The organism is Paenibacillus terrigena DSM 21567 (assembly GCF_000374845.1).
Classification (GTDB): Bacteria; Bacillota; Bacilli; order Paenibacillales; family Paenibacillaceae; genus Paenibacillus_K; species Paenibacillus_K terrigena.
This window is the reverse complement of record NZ_KB895417.1, coordinates 240,075-258,294: the sequence shown is the minus strand read 5'-3', so window position 1 is coordinate 258,294 and position 18,220 is coordinate 240,075. Positions and strand designations below refer to the sequence as shown.

Annotated in this window: 17 protein-coding genes and 1 riboswitch; of the genes, 8 read left to right on the top strand and 9 right to left on the bottom strand. The window is 49.2% G+C overall.

Annotated elements, in window-relative coordinates:
- Positions 1-119: 119 nt before the first annotated feature.
- The 3 genes from C558_RS0117275 to C558_RS0117265 all read right to left on the bottom strand — a co-directional run bounded on the left by C558_RS0117275 (position 120) and on the right by C558_RS0117265 (position 3,877).
- Entirely contained in the window at positions 120-1,109 is a 990-nt protein-coding gene (locus tag C558_RS0117275; RefSeq protein WP_018757545.1) for a helix-turn-helix transcriptional regulator, read from the bottom strand.
- Between the two features lie 145 nt (positions 1,110-1,254).
- On the bottom strand, positions 1,255-2,871 hold the full coding sequence (locus C558_RS0117270) for an ABC-F family ATP-binding cassette domain-containing protein (RefSeq protein ID WP_018757544.1): 1,617 nt from the start codon (positions 2,869-2,871) through the stop codon (positions 1,255-1,257).
- Between the two features lie 52 nt (positions 2,872-2,923).
- Entirely contained in the window at positions 2,924-3,877 is a 954-nt protein-coding gene (locus C558_RS0117265; RefSeq protein WP_018757543.1) for an MBL fold metallo-hydrolase, read from the bottom strand.
- 238 nt (positions 3,878-4,115) lie between these two features.
- Between C558_RS0117265 and C558_RS0117260 the strand changes: the two genes are divergently transcribed.
- The 3 genes from C558_RS0117260 (at position 4,116) to C558_RS0117250 (ending at position 6,897) form a co-directional block, all read left to right on the top strand.
- Positions 4,116-5,252: a conserved virulence factor C family protein gene (locus tag C558_RS0117260; RefSeq protein ID WP_018757542.1), complete on the top strand. Its 1,137-nt coding sequence runs from the start codon at positions 4,116-4,118 to the stop codon at positions 5,250-5,252.
- 258 nt (positions 5,253-5,510) lie between these two features.
- Positions 5,511-6,164 carry a transcriptional regulator gene (locus C558_RS0117255; protein WP_018757541.1) on the top strand — a complete coding sequence of 218 codons (654 nt, stop codon included), beginning with the start codon at positions 5,511-5,513 and terminating at the stop codon, positions 6,162-6,164.
- Between the two features lie 529 nt (positions 6,165-6,693).
- Positions 6,694-6,897 carry a DUF6199 family natural product biosynthesis protein gene (locus tag C558_RS0117250; protein ID WP_018757540.1) on the top strand — a complete coding sequence of 68 codons (204 nt, stop codon included), beginning with the start codon at positions 6,694-6,696 and terminating at the stop codon, positions 6,895-6,897.
- 14 nt (positions 6,898-6,911) lie between these two features.
- Here the strand turns inward: C558_RS0117250 and C558_RS0117245 are convergent, their stop codons facing one another.
- The 4 genes from C558_RS0117245 to C558_RS0117225 all read right to left on the bottom strand — a co-directional run bounded on the left by C558_RS0117245 (position 6,912) and on the right by C558_RS0117225 (position 11,382).
- The gene (locus C558_RS0117245; protein ID WP_018757539.1) at positions 6,912-8,783 is read right to left on the bottom strand and encodes an ABC transporter ATP-binding protein; all 1,872 of its coding nucleotides are present in this window, start codon (positions 8,781-8,783) and stop codon (positions 6,912-6,914) included.
- A gap of 158 nt (positions 8,784-8,941) precedes the next feature.
- Positions 8,942-10,000, bottom strand: a complete 1,059-nt coding sequence (locus C558_RS32630) for a stalk domain-containing protein (protein WP_018757538.1) — start codon at positions 9,998-10,000, stop codon at positions 8,942-8,944.
- A gap of 101 nt (positions 10,001-10,101) precedes the next feature.
- On the bottom strand, positions 10,102-10,812 hold the full coding sequence (locus C558_RS0117230) for an anti-sigma factor (RefSeq protein ID WP_018757537.1): 711 nt from the start codon (positions 10,810-10,812) through the stop codon (positions 10,102-10,104).
- A complete protein-coding gene (locus tag C558_RS0117225) occupies positions 10,813-11,382 on the bottom strand; it encodes an RNA polymerase sigma factor (protein ID WP_018757536.1) in 570 nt (189 codons plus the stop codon).
- Positions 11,383-11,604: 222 nt separating this feature from the next.
- Between C558_RS0117225 and C558_RS0117220 the strand changes: the two genes are divergently transcribed.
- The 4 genes from C558_RS0117220 to C558_RS0117200 all read left to right on the top strand — a co-directional run bounded on the left by C558_RS0117220 (position 11,605) and on the right by C558_RS0117200 (position 14,939).
- Positions 11,605-12,300 (top strand): hypothetical protein, encoded by a 696-nt coding sequence (locus C558_RS0117220; protein ID WP_018757535.1) that lies wholly within the window; start codon positions 11,605-11,607, stop codon positions 12,298-12,300.
- An 8-nt stretch (positions 12,301-12,308) separates the two neighbouring features.
- Positions 12,309-12,851: an RNA polymerase sigma factor gene (locus tag C558_RS0117215; protein WP_018757534.1), complete on the top strand. Its 543-nt coding sequence runs from the start codon at positions 12,309-12,311 to the stop codon at positions 12,849-12,851.
- Positions 12,844-13,098: a hypothetical protein gene (locus tag C558_RS0117210; RefSeq protein WP_018757533.1), complete on the top strand. Its 255-nt coding sequence runs from the start codon at positions 12,844-12,846 to the stop codon at positions 13,096-13,098. Before C558_RS0117215 ends, C558_RS0117210 begins: the two co-directional genes overlap by 8 nt.
- Positions 13,099-13,173: 75 nt before the next feature.
- Positions 13,174-13,362: riboswitch (Lysine riboswitch) on the top strand.
- Between the two features lie 116 nt (positions 13,363-13,478).
- Positions 13,479-14,939, top strand: coding sequence for an amino acid permease (locus tag C558_RS0117200; protein ID WP_018757532.1), 1,461 nt, complete (start codon positions 13,479-13,481; stop codon positions 14,937-14,939).
- 61 nt (positions 14,940-15,000) lie between these two features.
- Here the strand turns inward: C558_RS0117200 and C558_RS0117195 are convergent, their stop codons facing one another.
- Together C558_RS0117195 and C558_RS0117190 are read right to left on the bottom strand one after the other, a co-directional pair.
- Positions 15,001-16,479, bottom strand: a complete 1,479-nt coding sequence (locus C558_RS0117195) for an arylsulfatase (protein WP_018757531.1) — start codon at positions 16,477-16,479, stop codon at positions 15,001-15,003.
- A gap of 44 nt (positions 16,480-16,523) precedes the next feature.
- A complete protein-coding gene (locus C558_RS0117190; RefSeq protein WP_018757530.1) occupies positions 16,524-16,889 on the bottom strand; it encodes a DUF4180 domain-containing protein in 366 nt (121 codons plus the stop codon).
- A 185-nt stretch (positions 16,890-17,074) separates the two neighbouring features.
- Between C558_RS0117190 and C558_RS0117185 the strand changes: the two genes are divergently transcribed.
- Positions 17,075-18,196 carry a helix-turn-helix domain-containing protein gene (locus C558_RS0117185; RefSeq protein WP_018757529.1) on the top strand — a complete coding sequence of 374 codons (1,122 nt, stop codon included), beginning with the start codon at positions 17,075-17,077 and terminating at the stop codon, positions 18,194-18,196.
- The last annotated feature ends 24 nt before the right edge of the window (positions 18,197-18,220 follow it).

Here is an 18,220-nt window from a genome sequence, read left to right as displayed (position 1 = left end):
TCTCCCCCAGGATGGATTTTTTATCCCCCGAGAGGGAGTCTGACTGACAGTCTGCATACCAAAAAGCCCTTCGCTCGGCATTGGCCAATCGAAGAACTCCTCCATCATCGATCACAATTCTATTTTCGTGCAATCATCTCACCCGGATTCACCCCGTATCGCTTCCGAAAGGCAACCGTGAAGTGGCTTGGATTGGAGTAACCTACAGCGCAAGCAGCTTCTCCAACATTCATTCCTCCCTGCTGCAATAGCTGCATCGCATGCTCCAATCGTTGATTGCGTAAATAACCGAACAAGGTCGTGCCGAATACTTCCTTAAAACCAGCCTTTAGTTTGTAATCATTCAACCCGACAATCCTAGCCATTTCAATCGTAGAGGGCGGATGATCCATATGCGCGAGGAGCACATCCCGGGCATGCAGAATACGGTCCCGATCGTCATGCCGGAGCACAGAAACAGCAGATTCCTGCACAGACGATTCCATCACATACCGCTGCAGATAGTAGGCGAACAGCTCGAGCATCTTGCTCTCCAGCACCATTTTGCGAAGCGGCTGCGGATAATCACAATGCCGAATTTCATACAAAAGCCGTTCCACATGGGCATCCATCGGATGTTGAACCATCCGGTAGCCTTGCTGCCCAATCCAGCGCTGAATATCGAACCCCTGACCCAGCCCAACGCCCTCCAGATACTGTTTCATAAGGGAAAGCTCCATGCGCAGCTCCAGAAATTCGGTATCAATCTCACGCACCAACTCCACCACCGCATGCACCTGTTGGATGATCGAAATCCGACATTCGTGCTCCAGCATGATGATTTCGCGCCCCTGAATACCGCAATGATATCGACCTTTCAAGCAGAAAGTCAGCTCAATCGCCGGTTCCGCGGAACGAAAATCCAATACCTTATCCTGTGCTAGCCGATAGCTGGACGTAATCATCTCCATGCCGTCACGCAGCTTCATCCTTGCTAAGAGCCCTTCCCCTATAGCAGAGGGTATGGTCATCGTCTCAATACCACCATCCGTGCAGAGCACTGGGCCGAGTTGAGATACATAGTTGTTATACGTATGATGAAAAGCAGCAATCTCTTGCGCACTGCTCATTCGTAGTTCATCTCCTGTCTAAATCCGATTCTGACCGAACACCTAATTGAGAATCATTTTCATTATAAATTTAGAATAAGAATCCTGCAAGAGAACAAAAAAAGAGCGCAAGCCATTGCTGGCCCTGCACTCTTTTCTAAAAAGCTTAATTATATATCTTCTCACGCAATTGTTTGATTTCGTCGCTCTCCAGGTATTCATCATACGACATTTGACGATCGATGATACCGTTCGGCCCAATCTCAATAATGCGATTCGCAACCGTCTGAATGAACTGATGGTCATGGGATACGAAGATCATGGTCTCTTTGTAGTCGATCATACCATTGTTCAGTGCTGTGATGGATTCGAGATCCAAATGGTTCGTCGGTTCATCCAAGAGCAGCACGTTCGCGCCATGAAGCATCATTTTGGATAACATACAGCGTACTTTCTCGCCCCCGGACAATACGGAAGCTTTCTTCAATGCTTCCTCACCAGAGAATAGCATACGTCCCAAGAATCCGCGCAAGAACGTCTCGTCTGGATCTTTGGAATATTGACGCAGCCAGTCCACGAGGTTCATGTCTACACCGTCGAAGTATTCTGCGTTATCTTTCGGGAAGTAAGCCTGCGATGTCGTAATCCCCCATGAGAATTCACCGCTATCTGCTGTCTTCTCACCCATCAGGATTTGGAACAACGTCGACTTCGCAAGACCATTTGGTCCCACAAGCGCGATTTTGTCACCTTTGTTCACGATCAGGTTCAAGTTCTCGAACAGCTTCTCGCCATCTACACTCTTCGTCAAGCCTTCAATCGTAAGGATTTGTTTGCCACCTTCACGATCTGCTTTGAAGTTAATGAACGGATATTTACGGTTCGATGGACGCAGGTCGTCGAGCGTAATTTTGTCGAGCTGCTTCTTACGGGAAGTTGCTTGCTTCGATTTGGAAGCATTAGCACTAAAGCGTTGAATAAACGCTTGAAGCTCTTTAATTTTCTCTTCCTTCTTCTTGTTCGCATCGCGTACAAGTGTCAGAGCCAATTGGCTGGACTCGTACCAGAAGTCATAGTTACCGACATACATTTGAATTTTACCGAAGTCAATATCCGCAATATGCGTACATACCTTGTTCAAGAAGTGACGGTCATGGGATACCACGATAACAGTACCTTCATAATCCATCAAGAAGTTCTCTAACCAGCTGATCGATTCGATGTCCAAATGGTTGGTAGGCTCATCGAGCAGTAGGTTGTTCGGTTGGCCGAACAAAGCTTGCGCTAAGAGAACGCGGACTTTCTCGTTACCGGAGAGTTCCGCCATCTTCTTGTCATGCAAATCACGAGAAATACCAAGACCGATTAAGAGCGCCGAAGCATCTGACTCGGCCTCCCAGCCGTTCATCTCAGCGAAGTCGCCCTCAAGCTCACCCGCACGCAGACCGTCTTCTTCCGTAAAGTCAGCTTTGGCGTACAGCGCATCTTTTTCCTTCATAATGCTATATAGCTTTTGGTGACCCATAATAACGGTCTCGAGTACCGCGTATTCATCGTATTCGAAATGGTTCTGCTTCAATACGGCCATACGCTCGCCCGGTGTCATGCTAACGTCGCCAGTGTTCGCTTCAATTTCGCCCGATAGAATCTTAAGGAACGTCGATTTGCCCGCTCCATTTGCTCCAATTAGTCCGTAGCAGTTGCCCGGTGTGAACTTTATATTGACATCTTCAAATAGCGGGCGCTTGCCGTAACGCAAACTAACGCCTGTTACTGTAATCATGAATTAATCCGTCCTCCCTTAAAATAAACCCAAAATCCTTACCAAATCCCTATTATAGCACAAAATGGTCCGATAAACGTACTGTTTCGCCGTGTGCGGGCACAATAATTCGCTCTTTCGCAATATTTTTGCGTCTGCGTTCCGTTTCCAGTCGATCGAGTGCTTCCTTAGGCGTATCATCTGCTAATCGGAATGCCCCATAATGCATCGGAATCAACACTTTTGCACGCGATTCAACGAACCCTCGCAGCGCTTCTTCCGGCGTAACATGCTGCGTTTGCATGAACCATTCAGGCTCATACGCGCCAATCGGCATGAGTGAGACATCAATGTTGAACCGTTCGCCAATTTCTTTGAATCCACGAAAATACCCCGTGTCCCCCACAAAATGAATCGTTGGATACGGTGCCGTCGAAGACGGAATCGGTTCAATCATATATCCGCCCCAATGGGACGTGTTCGTATCGGTTAAGGTACGTCTTGTCCAGTGCTGCGTCGGCACGAAGGTGATCTGCACTTCGCCCAGGGTCAACGCTTCCCACCAATGCAGCTCCGTCACGTTGCGGAAGCCTTTGCGCAGCATTTTGCTCTTGAGTCCGGCAGGTACGACGAGCATCGTCTTCTCGTTATACAATTTCCGAACGGAACTGATATGCAGATGATCATAATGCGAATGCGATATTAAGATCACGTCCATTGTCGGGAGCGCTGCAAGCGGCACACCCGGTTCTGAGAGGCGACGTTGGAGACCCATACGCTTCGCCCACACAGGGTCCGTCACGATATTTAAACCAGCATATTGGATGAAAAAAGTGGAGTGCCCGATCCAAGTCACCGTCGGCTCGGTGCGATTTCCCTTTAAATATTCAATGTCCGGTTCGACATTCGGAACGACGAAGGTATAATCTTTCTTCTTCGCGCGCCGTTCTTTCTGCCACTGTCTTAAGCTCTTGAGGTCATTGTTCATCTTCTTGAAGTCTAAATTGTGGAATCGTTCTTTTGCCATGCGTTCTGCGCTCCTTTCCCGTAATTCTACTATAGCAAAATTTGGACGCAAAACAAAAAAATCCGCATCTCCCTCAGAATTCACTTACGTAAAGATACCGGGGCGGGGTATAATAAGATAACCCCACAAAGTGCAGACCTGGCTTCGAAGCTGATTCAGGTACTTTGCAGGGGGCCTCGAAAATATATACTTTTTAGTGCGAAACAAAGAACGTTGTACATCCATAGGAGGAAGAACAATGAAATTAATATCGATTGAACCCACGCCAAGTCCGAATTCCATGAAGCTTCATTTGGATGAGAGTCTTGCGCATGGCGTTCGTAAAACGTATACGCATGAAAATGAACGCTCTGCACCACCCTTTATTCAACGCATGCTGGCGATTAACGGTGTGAAAAGTGTGTTCCACACTGCGGACTTTGTGGCGCTTGACCGCCACCCGCGGGGAGACTGGGCCGCGATTCTCGGCGAGGTGCGCGATATTTTCGGCGCTGCTGACGGCGCGCCGCTCGCCGCATGGGACCCAAATGCGGCGGTAAGCTACGGTGAGGCACAGGTATTCGTGCAATATTTCCGCAGCATTCCGATGCAGATCCGCGTCAAAGCTGGCGTCAGCGAGGAGCGGATCGGGCTAGGTGACCGCTTCACGCAGGCGGTCACAGCGGTGGCAAGCGCGACGATGATCAAGGAGCGCCGATTGGTTGAATTTGGCGTGCGCTATGGCGAGCTTGCCGACATCGCACGTGAGGTGGAGCAAGAGCTCGAGGCGGCTTATCCGCCTGAGCGATTGCAAGGGCTTGTCGAGAAGGCGATCGCGCTCGGTGCGAGCGAGGAGCCTCTGATTGAAGAGCGCGGAGAGCTGACGGACAGCGAGCTCGAAGCGCTCCTGCGTGACGCGGACTGGCGCGTGCGGTACGCCGCGCTAGACCGCATGCAGCCGAGCCTGGCCCGGCTGCCGCTCTTGGCGGAAGCTTTGCGCGATGCGCAAAGCTCGATCCGCCGCCTCGCCGTGGTGTACCTCGGCGAGCTGCGTGCGCCTGAAGCGATGCCGCTCCTTTTCGCGGCATTGCGTGATTCGTCCGCAGCCGTGCGGCGGACGGCAGGCGACACCCTGTCCGATCTAGGCGATCCCGCCGCGATCGGACCGATGCTTGAAGCGCTGAGCGACTCGAACAAGCTCGTTCGCTGGCGCGCCGCCCGCTTCTTATATGAAGCCGGCGACGAATCCGCGCTCGACGCGCTTAGAATCGCGACGGCTGACCCCGAGTTCGAGGTCAGCCTGCAGGCCAAAATGGCGGTCGAACGCATCGAATCCGGCGAGGCCGCAGCAGGTACCGTCTGGCAGCAGATGGCACGTCGCGGGGACGAAGCGTAAATCACCTAGTACGCCGACTTAGACTCCCATTCGCACACATTTCGCTCGATCTACCTGCCTGCATATTCAAATAAAGGAGTTCCCCTTTTCCTGGGAACTCCCTTTTCCTTTTCATATTTTCAAGTTATACTAACCATATATTGCAGGTCGTGAAGCACACGCCGCTTTGTACCATACTTCGCCTTTGTGGGTCAGTATGTGTCAGAGCGGCTTTTTTGCGTCCTCCACCCATGATCCTCGAAAGCTGTGTGTGAAGCCATGTCAAGATTTGACCAAGCATTCGAAGAGTGGATGCATACTAGCATCACGCAAGAGCAAAATCATAGAAGACGTGAAATACTTGAGAAAGGACTTGGTCACGGTACCATTGAATTTTTGCGAAGTGTCTGGTTTCCTGCCGTGAAAAACTTCGATCATCTGCAACCAGAATGGGAAGTCCGTGATTTCCATAACGGCTATAGATATCTGGATCTTGCCTATATACCTGGCGGCGATGTCAAAGGTGGGATCGAGATTCAAGGCTATGGTCCTCATGCCAGGGATCTCGACGTACGACGGTTTAAGGACTTGTGCTGGCGCCATTGTCTGTTAGCACTGGACGACTGGCTATTCCTGCCCATTGCCTATCTATCGATAACTGACGAACCTAAGCGTTGTCAGCAACTCGTCCTTTCTTTTATCGGTAAGTTCATTTCAACGGATGTGCCTGAGCAATTGGCCTGGCTCGAAGCCGAGACCCTACGCTATGCGATACGACTTCTTCGTCCATTTACACCTCAAGAACTAGCAACCCATCTGCGCGTGACAGACCCACATGCGAGACGAATCCTTCATAAGCTAGTCGAGCTCCAACTTCTGTTCGTGATCAGCGGCAATCAGCGTTATCGTACATATGGCTTACGAACCCAGTAATTCTTATTTGCTCAAAAAACTGCGATTTAGAATTCTAACGAACTCCAGCGGCGCTATTCCTCGTAAAAGTGCTTCAAAACACCTACAATAGGCACAATAACGCTTCTGGAGTTCGTTAGCTCGAAAAAAAGCCCATTTTCTCACGAATAAGCACTATACGATTCGTTAGCCGCGGACTGGTATTCAGATACCCAAATCCCACTTGTATTTTTGTTCGTATAAGTGGTCCGCGGCAATCAGCGTTATCGTACATACGGCTTACGAACCCAGTAACTCTTATTTGCTCAAAATCCCGCCTTTTCGAATTCTAACGAACTCCAGCGGCGCTATTCCTCGTAAAACAACCAAAATAGGCACAATAACGCTTCTGGAGTTCGTTAGCTCGAAAAAAGCCCGTTTTCTCACGAATAAGCACTATACGATTCGTTAGCCGCGGACTGGCACTCAGATACTCAAACCCCACATTAACCCCCCTCAACCGAAACCGCTTACCTCCAACTGACGTACAATATACAAAGGAGATGATCTCATGTTCTTTTTCTTCGGTTTAATCATCATTGCCATCGGTCTAATGAATATCTTCAAACCATCCCTCGCCTGGTACCTCAAAGAAGGTTGGAAGGTTAGTGGGGACTCCGAACCGAGCGATACCTACCTCGCACTAACCCGGTTTGGCGGCGTCGTTGCCATCATTATGGGGTTGTTCGTGATAATCTCAGGTTGTTCCATGTAACCCCGATCGCCCCACTACACCTTCGCAAACTGCGTCTCATACAGCATCGCATACAAACCATGCTGCGTAAGCAAGTCCTGATGCCGCCCACGCTCCACCACGCAGCCGTCCTGCACGACTAGAATCTGATCCGCTGCCAGAATCGTCGATAGGCGATGCGCGATAACAAGTGTCGTACGGCCCTTCATCAGCTCCTGCAGCGCTTCCTGCACATACCGTTCGGACTCTGAATCCAGATGTGAGGTCGCTTCGTCCAGCAGCAGGATGGTCGGATTTTTCAGAATCGCACGCGCGATCGATATCCGCTGTCGCTCCCCGCCTGACAAGCGATGTCCGCGTTCTCCAACCATCGTGTCATACCCATCCGGCAGCGATTGAATGAAATCATAAATATAGGCTTTACGACAAGCCTCTTCGATCTCTTCCTGCGTCGCATCCTCGCGAGCGAATCGTAAATTCTCTCGCAATGTTGCATGGAACAAGAACGATTCCTGCGTTACATAGCCAATATGGCGCCGCAGATCCGCGAGCTTCACGTCCCGCAGGTCCATATCATCCACCTCGATGCAGCCCTCGGTTGGATCGTAGAGCCGTGCGATCAGACTGATCAACGTCGATTTCCCCGCACCGCTCGGTCCGACAACCGCAACCACCTCATTTGGTTTCGCCTCGAACGTGATACCCTTCAGCACGAGTTCATCCTCCTGCACCTTAGAGCCCGCTTCAAGCCGATCATCACCATGGTCGCCATCACGTCCCCGATCTCCGCCACCATAACCGAACTTTACATTCTGGAATGTGACCCGACCTGCCAGCGCGTCCAAATCCTTCGCATGCGCCCCATCTTCCATCTCCGGCTTCATATCCATGTATTCGAAGATTCGCCCGAACACGCCGAGTGCCGTAACGACTTCAACATGCAAGTTGAGCAAAGTTCCGAACGGCTGATATAACCGTCCCAAATAGGCGGCAAAAGCGACAATTGCCCCTACCGTCATCGTTCCTTGAATCACCGCAAATCCGCCATACAAATAAATAATGGCGGTGCCGATCGGCCCCAACACGCCGACGAACATCATGAACCAACGGCCCATCAGATTCACCTTCAGCTCCATGTCCATCACTTGCTTATTCGTCGCTTGGAACTGTGCGGCCTGACTTTGTTCGCGCCCGTAAATCCGGGTCAACAACGCGCCCGAAATCCCGAACACCTCGCCAAGCTGGGAGGCCATCTGTGCACGCACCTTCTGCGTTTCCTGCCGCATTTTTTTACGAAGGTGAGATACCTTGCGCACTGGAATCATCGAAATCGGCAGGATAATCATCGACAACAGCGCCAAGCGCCAATCCAGCACGAACAGGATAACCGTTGTTGTCACGACAACCACACTCTGCGTTATCGTATTGACGACCAGATTTGTTACCACGCCTTGTACCGCCTGTACATCTTCGGTCACCCGCTGAATAACTTCCCCAGACCGCGAATTCGTGAAAAATCCGATCGACTGCCGCTGTAAATTGCTGAACAATCCTTGTCTCAGATCCCGCATAATCCCCTGCGCAACTTTAAAATTCATATAATTCTGCCACACCCCAATGACGCCGCTAAAGACTGGCAACCCGATCAACAGCGCAGCCATCACGAGCAATTGTTTACGATCCCCAGCTGGAATCGCATCGTCAATAATCACTTTCATGACAAGAGGGGGGCCGAGTCCAATCACGGCACCCGCCAGGGCAAGTAGAATAATAAAGCCGAGCAGCGCACGATATTCCCGGAACAACTTCCACACGCGCCGAAGCGATACTTCTTGCACACTATCTTTTAATGTTTTCTTCGGAATCGCTCTGTCCGATCCCTCTACACCACGCCATGCATGTCTCATCCCTATAACACCTCAATTCTCTTCGTTCATTATAGGCTGATCATGAAGGACATTTCATCCTGAATTTCAAAAAAAAATCCCCCTGTCAAGTAAACGTCATGCGCTGTACCAGCACCGTTCACTTGAAGGAGGATTTAGAACAAATAAAAATTATTAACCTATTTTACGATGATCTTCCCTGTCATAAAATTATGTGGTTTACAGTAAAACTCGTACTCCCCGGCTTCAGTGAAGGTCATTGTAAATGTATCATTCTTCCCAAGGGATTCACTGTTAAAGGAACCGTCCTTTGCTGATACTGTATGATCCACATCATCCAGATTGGTAAACGTAACCGTGGAGCCGGCCTCTATTGTCAACTTATCGGGTTTAAAGGCGAATTCAGAAATACTGACCGCATATTTCTTGGCAGATTCCGCCTTATCCGCTCCTCTCGGCTGATCAGACGCTGCCTTTGTCATAAAAGTGATCACTTGTTTCACTTCCGGCTTAATTGGTTGGTGATTATTCCCTACCAGCTGGACCGTCAAGGTGTGCTTGCCTGGTTTAACATGCTCGAAGACGGCGGGTTCACCGTTAATCATTTTATAGGCCACTTTGGGATCGCTTGCGTCGGTATCCAGCCAAATATGGACATGCCCCTGGCCTTCATGTGGCTCCATATGCGTGCGGAAATCTGTGAGCGCATGGTTAAAAACGGCAACCCCCACTTTTACCGTATCGGTATACAAAATCGCATCTTTCGTAGGGCCCAGAACTCTTAATGAAGGCTTATTCGTTGATTGTAAAGAAACCGTTTGCTTTGCGGCATCATACTTCACATCCACCCCTAAATTCTCCGATACGAATCGGATCGGAACCATCGTAACGCCTTTTACGACCCTCGCCGGTTCATCTAGGGCTACAGGAATACCATTCAAGGTTGCCGTCTTCGATTCTAGTGGAAGCAAGTAGGTGTTAGTTCCTTTTGTGACCTTAACCGTTTTGGTCGCGGCTTCATAACCAACGACAGCACCGATGGCTTCTGCTATTGGTCTATAGGGAACGAGCAGTCTCCCATGACTGAGCAACGGCTGCTCACTGAAGGTAATCGCCTTGCCGTTGAATGTCGCGGACACACTGGTTGGCGACACTGGCGCCTGCGCTGCAACAGGCACCGTTCCGAGCATGGCTGCGAATAACGCAGTCGTGAGAAGCATTTTACTAATCTTGTTCATGGTTGATCCTCCTTAAATGTACCGTACTTGACGGTGAATGCCTTTATTTAAAGGGAACGAACACATGAGCAGTCCGGTTTGATGAGATGACAAAAAAATTTTTACGTACCCAGCACCTTCTTACCGCGAGGCTTCTCCCCGACCGCATCGGGCTCTAGCGTAATACCAATGGCTTCAAAAGGAGCTTGTTGCTCTTTCATATCATACGTAAGCACGCCATTTCCCTGCTCGTCGACAAGAAACACCCCTGCACTCCTTCGCGTTCCATTGTGGATGAGCCACACCTGATAGGCTTCCTGCCCCTCCGCCTGCGATAACCCTTGCACGCTAAATACGAGCTTCTTCGCATCGCCTTGCTGCATCAGCCACGCACTGCCTCTAGCTGCATCTCTACCCGAGTCCGCGGCGTTCAATGCAAAGATTTGCAGCACTTGCGTCGGGAGGCTCGGATTGGTCTCCATCGCTCCAAGCTGATTCCTTAGGTGGTTATTATTCCAGGAAACCCCAACCAGTAGAAGCATAAGAACCGCTGCTGCGATCCATCCGGTATTCATGGACCATTTTTTCTTCATCACAGGCTGCTCTGCCTTAAAAATAGAATCCATGACCTCGGATTTCAAATCCGCTGGTGCCTCTATTTCTTCCATCTCATAAGGGATTGCATACCACGCATCTCGCATCTCTTCCAATTCTTTCCGACAAGTCTGGCAAGATTCGATATGTTGTTCAATGCGTATCCGATCTTCTTCATTTATTTCACCGAACATATATTCAATGAGTTGATCTGTTCCGTGGCAGTTTGGGTTCTCCATTTACGTCTCCTCCTTTTCATGCACCAAGTGATTTCTTAGTATTTTCAACGTTTGGTGAAGTCGGCTTTTAACCGTACCTACGGGTTCGTTACGCATCTGAGCGATTTCACGAAGCGAATAACCTTCCCAGTATAAGTATTGAATGAGTTCGACTTGGCTCTTCGATAGATACTGATAGGATCGTTTCACTTGTTCCCGGATCAGCTTCTGTGACACGATGTGCTCCGGCGTGTTCTCTGTTCGGTCGGGCATGACCTCCCATATCTCCGGATCCATCGTAACCGCTGTCTGATCTCTCCTCTGCTTGCGGATATAGTCAATCGTAATATTCCGTGTCACCGTAATCAACCAATTGATATATTCACCTTTACTTGGATCATATCCCGCCCGGGTCGTCCACAAGCGCGTAAACACAGACTGCACAATGGTTCTTGCCTGCTGTTCATCATTCGTTGACTTCATGGCAAAAGAGTACACGAGCTTCACATATCGATCATATAACTCTTCCAAAGCCGGGCGATGCTTGATCATCACAAGCTGCATGAGATCAAGATCTGTCTTGTTCTTCATGAGATCCGCTCCCCCTCTTTCTGATCCCTGTTCTTGCACCCATTCTACCACAGATTTTCCCATATTCTTTTGAAATTTCAGTTCATCTATTTTTACTGAAAAATGCTACACAATAGCTTAAAATGTCCTTATTATTATTTTTTCCTAAATCATCCAACACTTTACGATATCGATCGTTTTATAGGGTATAGCAGCACAACATTTATGATGGAGGGATATGAAATGGTTGATGTGAATCAAGAGAACGGCATTACTAATGTGGGGTTCCTGGAGCTCACGGGAAAATCGCCTGAAGATTTAAGCGGCATATCTTATTTGGAAAATGTAGGAATCGTCCTTGTGCCAGAATCGTTACATGCTGCTTTGTTGAAAATCCCACAAAAAAATGTTGGCATAATCGTCACCGTACCGAAGACCGAAGGAAAAATAAAGGTTCTCAGTGGGCAACTCACTTTAAGTGGTGATGTATTCTCGAACCTCTCAGGTTCGCCAGATGATATTCTTGTGATTGTAGGCCAAGTCATCATCTCTTCACCTATCGAAGCAGTCGGATTCAGTGAAGTTATCGTTGCCGGGCAATTGTTCGCCCCGAAGAGCCAAGAAAGCAAGATAGTGAGCACCGTATCGCGCATGGTCGGCCAAATCGCCTATTACACAGGAGATGTTCAACGAGTTTTTATGGGTAACGAAACTTTCTCGCAAGATTTCTTCGAGCTAATTGATAGTAAAATGTCCTTGATCTTGATCGGAAGTTGTGAGATCTCCGAGGATGTCGATATCGTGATTCTGAAACAAAAGATTGCTGATTTCATTATCATTGGAGATATAACTGTTTCTCGAAAGCTCGCTCCACTTATTCAAATCCTAGCAACCACGAAACTCGGCGATATTCTGATTAGAGAAGATCAAGCAGGATAGTCTCGCCGATGAACAAAGAGCTATTTCATCAAATCTATGTTGATCATTATCGACAGGTATTTGCTTATCTCTATGGACGGACGAATAACAAGGAAGTCGCTGCTGATTTATTGCAGGATCTCTTCCTTCGCGTCTGGAATCGCATGGAAACTGTCGAACGCATCCCAACGCAACAACGGTTATACTGGCTATTTTCCATTGCCTCCAATCAACTAAAGGACTATTATCGCAAATCATCGACACAGCAGAAAACAGAAGAACAACTGCGCTCACAGTACCATCGCCCAACTGGCGATCTTTCCAATCTTCTCGAAGGGCAAGAGCAATTTCGTGAACTGGAAGCAGCGATCAACACGTTACCAGAAGAACTGCGCTGTATTCTCGTCATGAAGGTCATCGGGGAAATGAACAGTTTCCAGATTGGTCATGCGTTGCAGATTCCAGCAGGCACCATTCGATATAAGATGGCAAAGGCACGAAGATTGCTCGCGGAACAGCTGGGCATGTTCACGGAAGACACAGCGCAGGAACGGAGGAAACCCAATGGATGAAATAAACAAAAAAGCGATGAGTGAAATCCAAGCCTATCGACAATTGGACCAACTATTGGGGCAGTGGGCGAATGAAATGATGCAGCCGCTTGCGCAGGAATTCACCTTGGCTGATTCGATTTATGTCATCAGCGATAAAGATTTGGGTTACGATTGGTGGCGCCAATTGGTCGATCACGCCCGGCTCAACTCCGTCACCCTGCCCCCCTCGTTCTTTCAGCCTATTCAACGAATTGGAAGCAACTAACATTGATCCCACGTTGGTTCTCAGCTATACTAAAACTCAAATTTGCAATTGAATAGAAAACCCTCATCTTACGAAGGATGAGGTAGAGGTCGCGGTTGTTAAGAGTAAGAAGCGGAGAGCCAGAGAAATGCTCGATGATGCTATTCTGAAAGGAACCACCGCCGAAGTTCGCCAAGGTACTCTGCCTTTGCGTGCTGGGGCTGCTGCTGAATAAGCGCAGAACTGTCACAAGGGATGCATCCCTTGTGTTGTGCTATCTTATTCGTACATCGTAGGAGCCGTAGGGGTTGAATTGAACCGCCGTACATCGCTACGGCGGTTTTTTGGCATTCTAGCAGCATAAAGCCTTATCGTTCTGACATCTAAGAAGGAGTGTTATTATGTCTAAATCCACATCCCAAGCCGCTCCGGAGCTCAAGCGCTCCCTCAAAGCACGCCATCTCACGATGATCGCGCTTGGCGGCTCCATTGGTACTGGCCTGTTCCTCGCATCAGGCGGTGCGATTGCTACAGCTGGGCCTGGTGGTGCATTGCTCGCATATTCCGCTGTTGGCATCATGGTATATTTCCTGATGACAAGTCTCGGGGAGCTCGCCACCTATATGCCGGAATCCGGTTCATTCAGTACCTACGCAAGCCGTTTCGTCGATCCGTCGCTTGGCTTCGCGCTTGGCTGGAATTTCTGGTACAACTGGGCGATTACAATCGCCGCGGAGCTCTCTGCTGCGACGCTTATTATTAAGTACTGGTTCCCAGACACCAATTCCTTCATCTGGAGTTTCCTGTTCCTTGCCATTATCTTTTTACTCAATGCACTATCTGTCAAAGGCTACGGTGAGTCGGAGTATTGGTTCGCCTTGATCAAGATTGCTGTTGTCATCGTCTTCCTCATTGTCGGTGTGCTGATGATCTTCGGAATTTTGGGCGGCAAATCTCCTGGCTTCAGCAACTTTACTATGGATGGCGGTCCGTTCCACGGTGGATTCTTGACCATTCTCGGGGTCTTCATGGCTGCGGGATTCTCTTTCCAAGGAACAGAACTAATCGGGGTTGCTGCCGGGGAGAGCGAAAATCCTCGTGAAAATGTACCTCGTGCCATCCGTCAAATTTTCTGGCGTATTCTCATTTTCTATATTCTCGCGATCTTCGTCATTGCGATGTTGATTCCGTATACGAATCCAAACTTGGTGCGCGGCGGTTTGGAAGACATCGCGATTAGTCCATTCACGATTATTTTCGAGAATGCAGGACTTGCTTTTGCAGCCGCTGTGATGAATGCCGTTATTCTAACGTCGGTATTATCCGCCGGTAATTCAGGGATGTATGCATCCACCCGTGTCTTATGGGTTCTTGCCAAAGAAGGCAAAGCACCGAAATTCCTTGGCAAACTGAACCGCAATGGTGTACCGATCAATGCACTGTTGATGACAACAGCCGTAGGCATGCTCGCTTTCCTCGCATCCTTCTTCGGCGACGGTGTCGTGTACACCTGGCTGCTTAATGCTTCCGGTATGTCTGGGTTTATCGCTTGGGTCGGTATTGCGATCAGCCATTATCGTTTCCGCCGGGCGTTCAAAGCCCAGGGCCGCAGCCTCGATGAGCTCCCGTATCGCGCCAAATGGTTCCCATTCGGGCCGATCTTCGCGTTCATTGTCTGTATGATTGTTATTCTCGGTCAGAATTATCAAGCTTTTCTTGGCGATACGATCGATTGGAACGGTGTGCTCATCTCCTACATTGGACTGCCGTTATTCATCATCGTCTGGCTCGGCTACAAATTCATTAAGAAGACGAAAGTCATTCCGTTACATGAATGTAAGCTGGATCCTCCAACAAAATAAGCCTGAAATGAAAAACAGCCTCTCGATCCACGTTCAACGTGATTCGAGAGGCTGTTCTTAACTATGCGTGAACCGCCTGCTGCTCCCGCAAATGCGTTAAACAGCTCTTCGGCGTTCGGCCTACCGTTAACGCGCCATTCACGACATACCCTTCTTCTCGGTCGCGAAGCTCATGGATAAGACGTGATCTACCTAAGGCAAGCTCCGCTTCGTGCGCAGCATCTGCCACTAAGTTTCGCAGCTCCTGTGGATCTTCATCCAGATGGAACAACTGCTCCGTACCTGTCTGCGAATACCAGATGTATTTCCAATGCCCATCTGTAATATAGTGATGCGACAAGGCGCCATACGCATGCTCACCATGTAGGTAGGTTCGCCATGAACGCTCCTCCGAATCATTACAAAGAGGTACGACGCTTTGTCCATCGACGCAATCCGGTATCGCTGTTCCGGCCGCATCGAGCAGCGTCGGCATAATATCCCGCATCTCGATCACTTCAGAGACAACGCTGCCTGATTTGAATCCAAGCTTACCGGTCCGGTCGCTAATAATGAACGGCACCTTGGCACTGCCTTCATAAGCAAGTGCTTTCCGATAATAGTGATGATCTCCCATCATTTCACCATGATCCGAAGTGAACACAATGACCGTATTATTCAGTTCCCCATATTCATTCAAGGCATTGATCAAGCGTCCAATTTGATAATCTAGATGCGTAATCAATGCATAATACCCGGCTCTCGCTCGTTGCAGTTCATCTGCGCGCAGCTTCTTCAACCCCGTGACCGGACTTGCACTGCCCGCTTCTGCTGCGAACTCGTTGACCCAATCACCGACAGGTGGGTCTGGTAATGTCTGATGGATATACATATCCAGATACGCCTGCGGCGGATCGAAAGGCGGATGCGGACGGACGAATGAGGTCCAGAGGAAGAACGGCTTGGACGGATCGCGGCGGCGCAGGAAATCAATGGACTGTGATACGGCCCAATTCGTCGGATGCAGCCGTTCTGGCAAATGCCAAGGTAAGGTAACCGTCGACGCGTTGCAATCGAGCGCCATATCCATGATATCCTGATACGAGCCGGCTTGTTCGCGCAGCCAATGTAAGTAATCATCGCATTCATCGAAATGTCCTGCTGTGGATTGAGCCTTGCGATCGCGATTATAGTGCATATAACCATCATGCAGCACGACATTATGGAATCCACAGAGATTGCGCGTTGGATATACATGCATTTTGCCAACACATTGGGTATGGTAGCCCGCATTCGCCAGTTCACCCGCTAACATATGCTCATATTGCCAAGGTACCCGATCTTCGTACCCGACCCTACCATGCGATTGCTGGCTCATCCCCGTCATAATCGCCGCCCTCGCCGGTACACAGCTTGGTGTTGCCGTATACGCATTGCGGAACATTACGCCACTTTCTGCGAGCCCATCCAGATTCGGGGTTCGTACAACCGGGTGCCCGGCGCTACTCAAACAATCGGCTCGCATCTGGTCTACAGTAATCAATAAGATATTCGGTTTCATTCCTCTACCCCCGCCTCATGATCGAATCCCTGCCACGCCTTATTTTAGGAACGATGAAGCGCCTCCAGCGCCGCCTGCTCGTCCGCCAAGAAAAACACATGACTGCCTTGATTGCACTCGTAAATGAAATCTCTCAGACTTTTGCTGGTATATCCGCTATAATCCCCTACGATTGCGATCTTGAGCTGGTAATTCATATATTTCTGCAGAATCTCACCTGCCAGCTTCGTACTTAAATCGAAGAAGACTTCCGTAATATTGGATTTGTGCAGGATGATCTTATCGCACTCCTCTTGATACCTCACCGTGGCCATCAAATCCAAAGCATCTTGTACATCCTGGATTAGCAGCCCATCGTTTTCCACAATAGCCACCTTAGAATTTCCTTGTTGATCAACACGAATATGCATAGCCTTACTCCTTTCTCCATTCTTAACGCTTTACGCTAAGTGCTTTACCTGATTTTACCACGAATTTAATTCAATCAGTAGATAACACGGCACGATCATTTTCGTTGATATTTACAATTTGTCGTCGTTATGATATTATGTAATTACGTAATTACGTATTTAAATAAAATAACGAGGTGATCCTGTTGAAACGAAATGTCGAAGCAGAATTAGATGCACTAAAGGTACAGATGACTGAACTTCATGCACTCGTGAGACAACTAACCGTGTCAAACGCTACGACTACTACCAACCCCGCATTGAACCGCGTTGCTGCCCATCCTATCCAGACGGAAGTGCCGCAAGAATCGATCGACCAAGGCGGTGTCTATTTTTCCGGGCAATATCAGGGGGCCTTCTCCCAATATCGATGGGAACCGCAAGAACGCCGCATTAGCCAGCTGCTTGATCTGGATGGCGACAAAGTTGCCAAGGTACTATCCGTACTTGGACACCGTCAACGCTTAGATATTTTGCGCGCCGTCATGCAGGAACCCCTAACAGGGGCAGAGATTGTAGAACGGTTGAATATGGGTACAACCGGTCAACTCTATCACCATATTAAAGCTTTACTTGGCGCAGATCTCCTAGTCCAGGAGGAACGCGGCGGCAAATATACTTTGCCTGAACGACGTGCTCTCCCACTTCTCCTTCTGTTCGCCTCATCGGCTGAACTGCTCGATACGAGTGATTACATGGAACTTGCTCATGTACGAGAAGATGCAAGCGGGTATCTGGGCAGCTCGCAGGACGTCTATGATCCGCATTTGCTCTTAAGATCCGTCATTGAGAACACCTTGCTGGAACACCAAGCCGGTTACTGTTCAGAGGTTAGCATTATTTTGCACGAGGATGGCAGTGTGACGGTCGTAGACAATGGCCGTGGGATTCCAGTCGTAGCATTCGCAGGCACATCCAAACCGCATGTGCAAGCCGTGCTCACGGAACTCCACGAGAATGCCAGTGCATCCATCCACGCCTCGAACCGTAACAAAGGAATCAATATCCCCGTCGTCAATGCGTTATCGGAGAAACTATCGGTTGAGGTTCGTCGGGAGGGCAAAATCTACCGTCAAGACTATAAGCACGGCATCCCGCAATCGAATGTGCACACCGTTGGACTCACGCGCGATACAGGCACGAGCATTACCTTCCTGCCCGACCGCGACATCTTCCGTATGTCCTTCGATCGCAATCGGTTGGCTCAAGAGCTTGATGAAATTTCGGCACACCATGCAGGTTTGGCCCTGCATTTTCTACAGGACTAACAAAAAAGAGCAGGGTACGAGGTA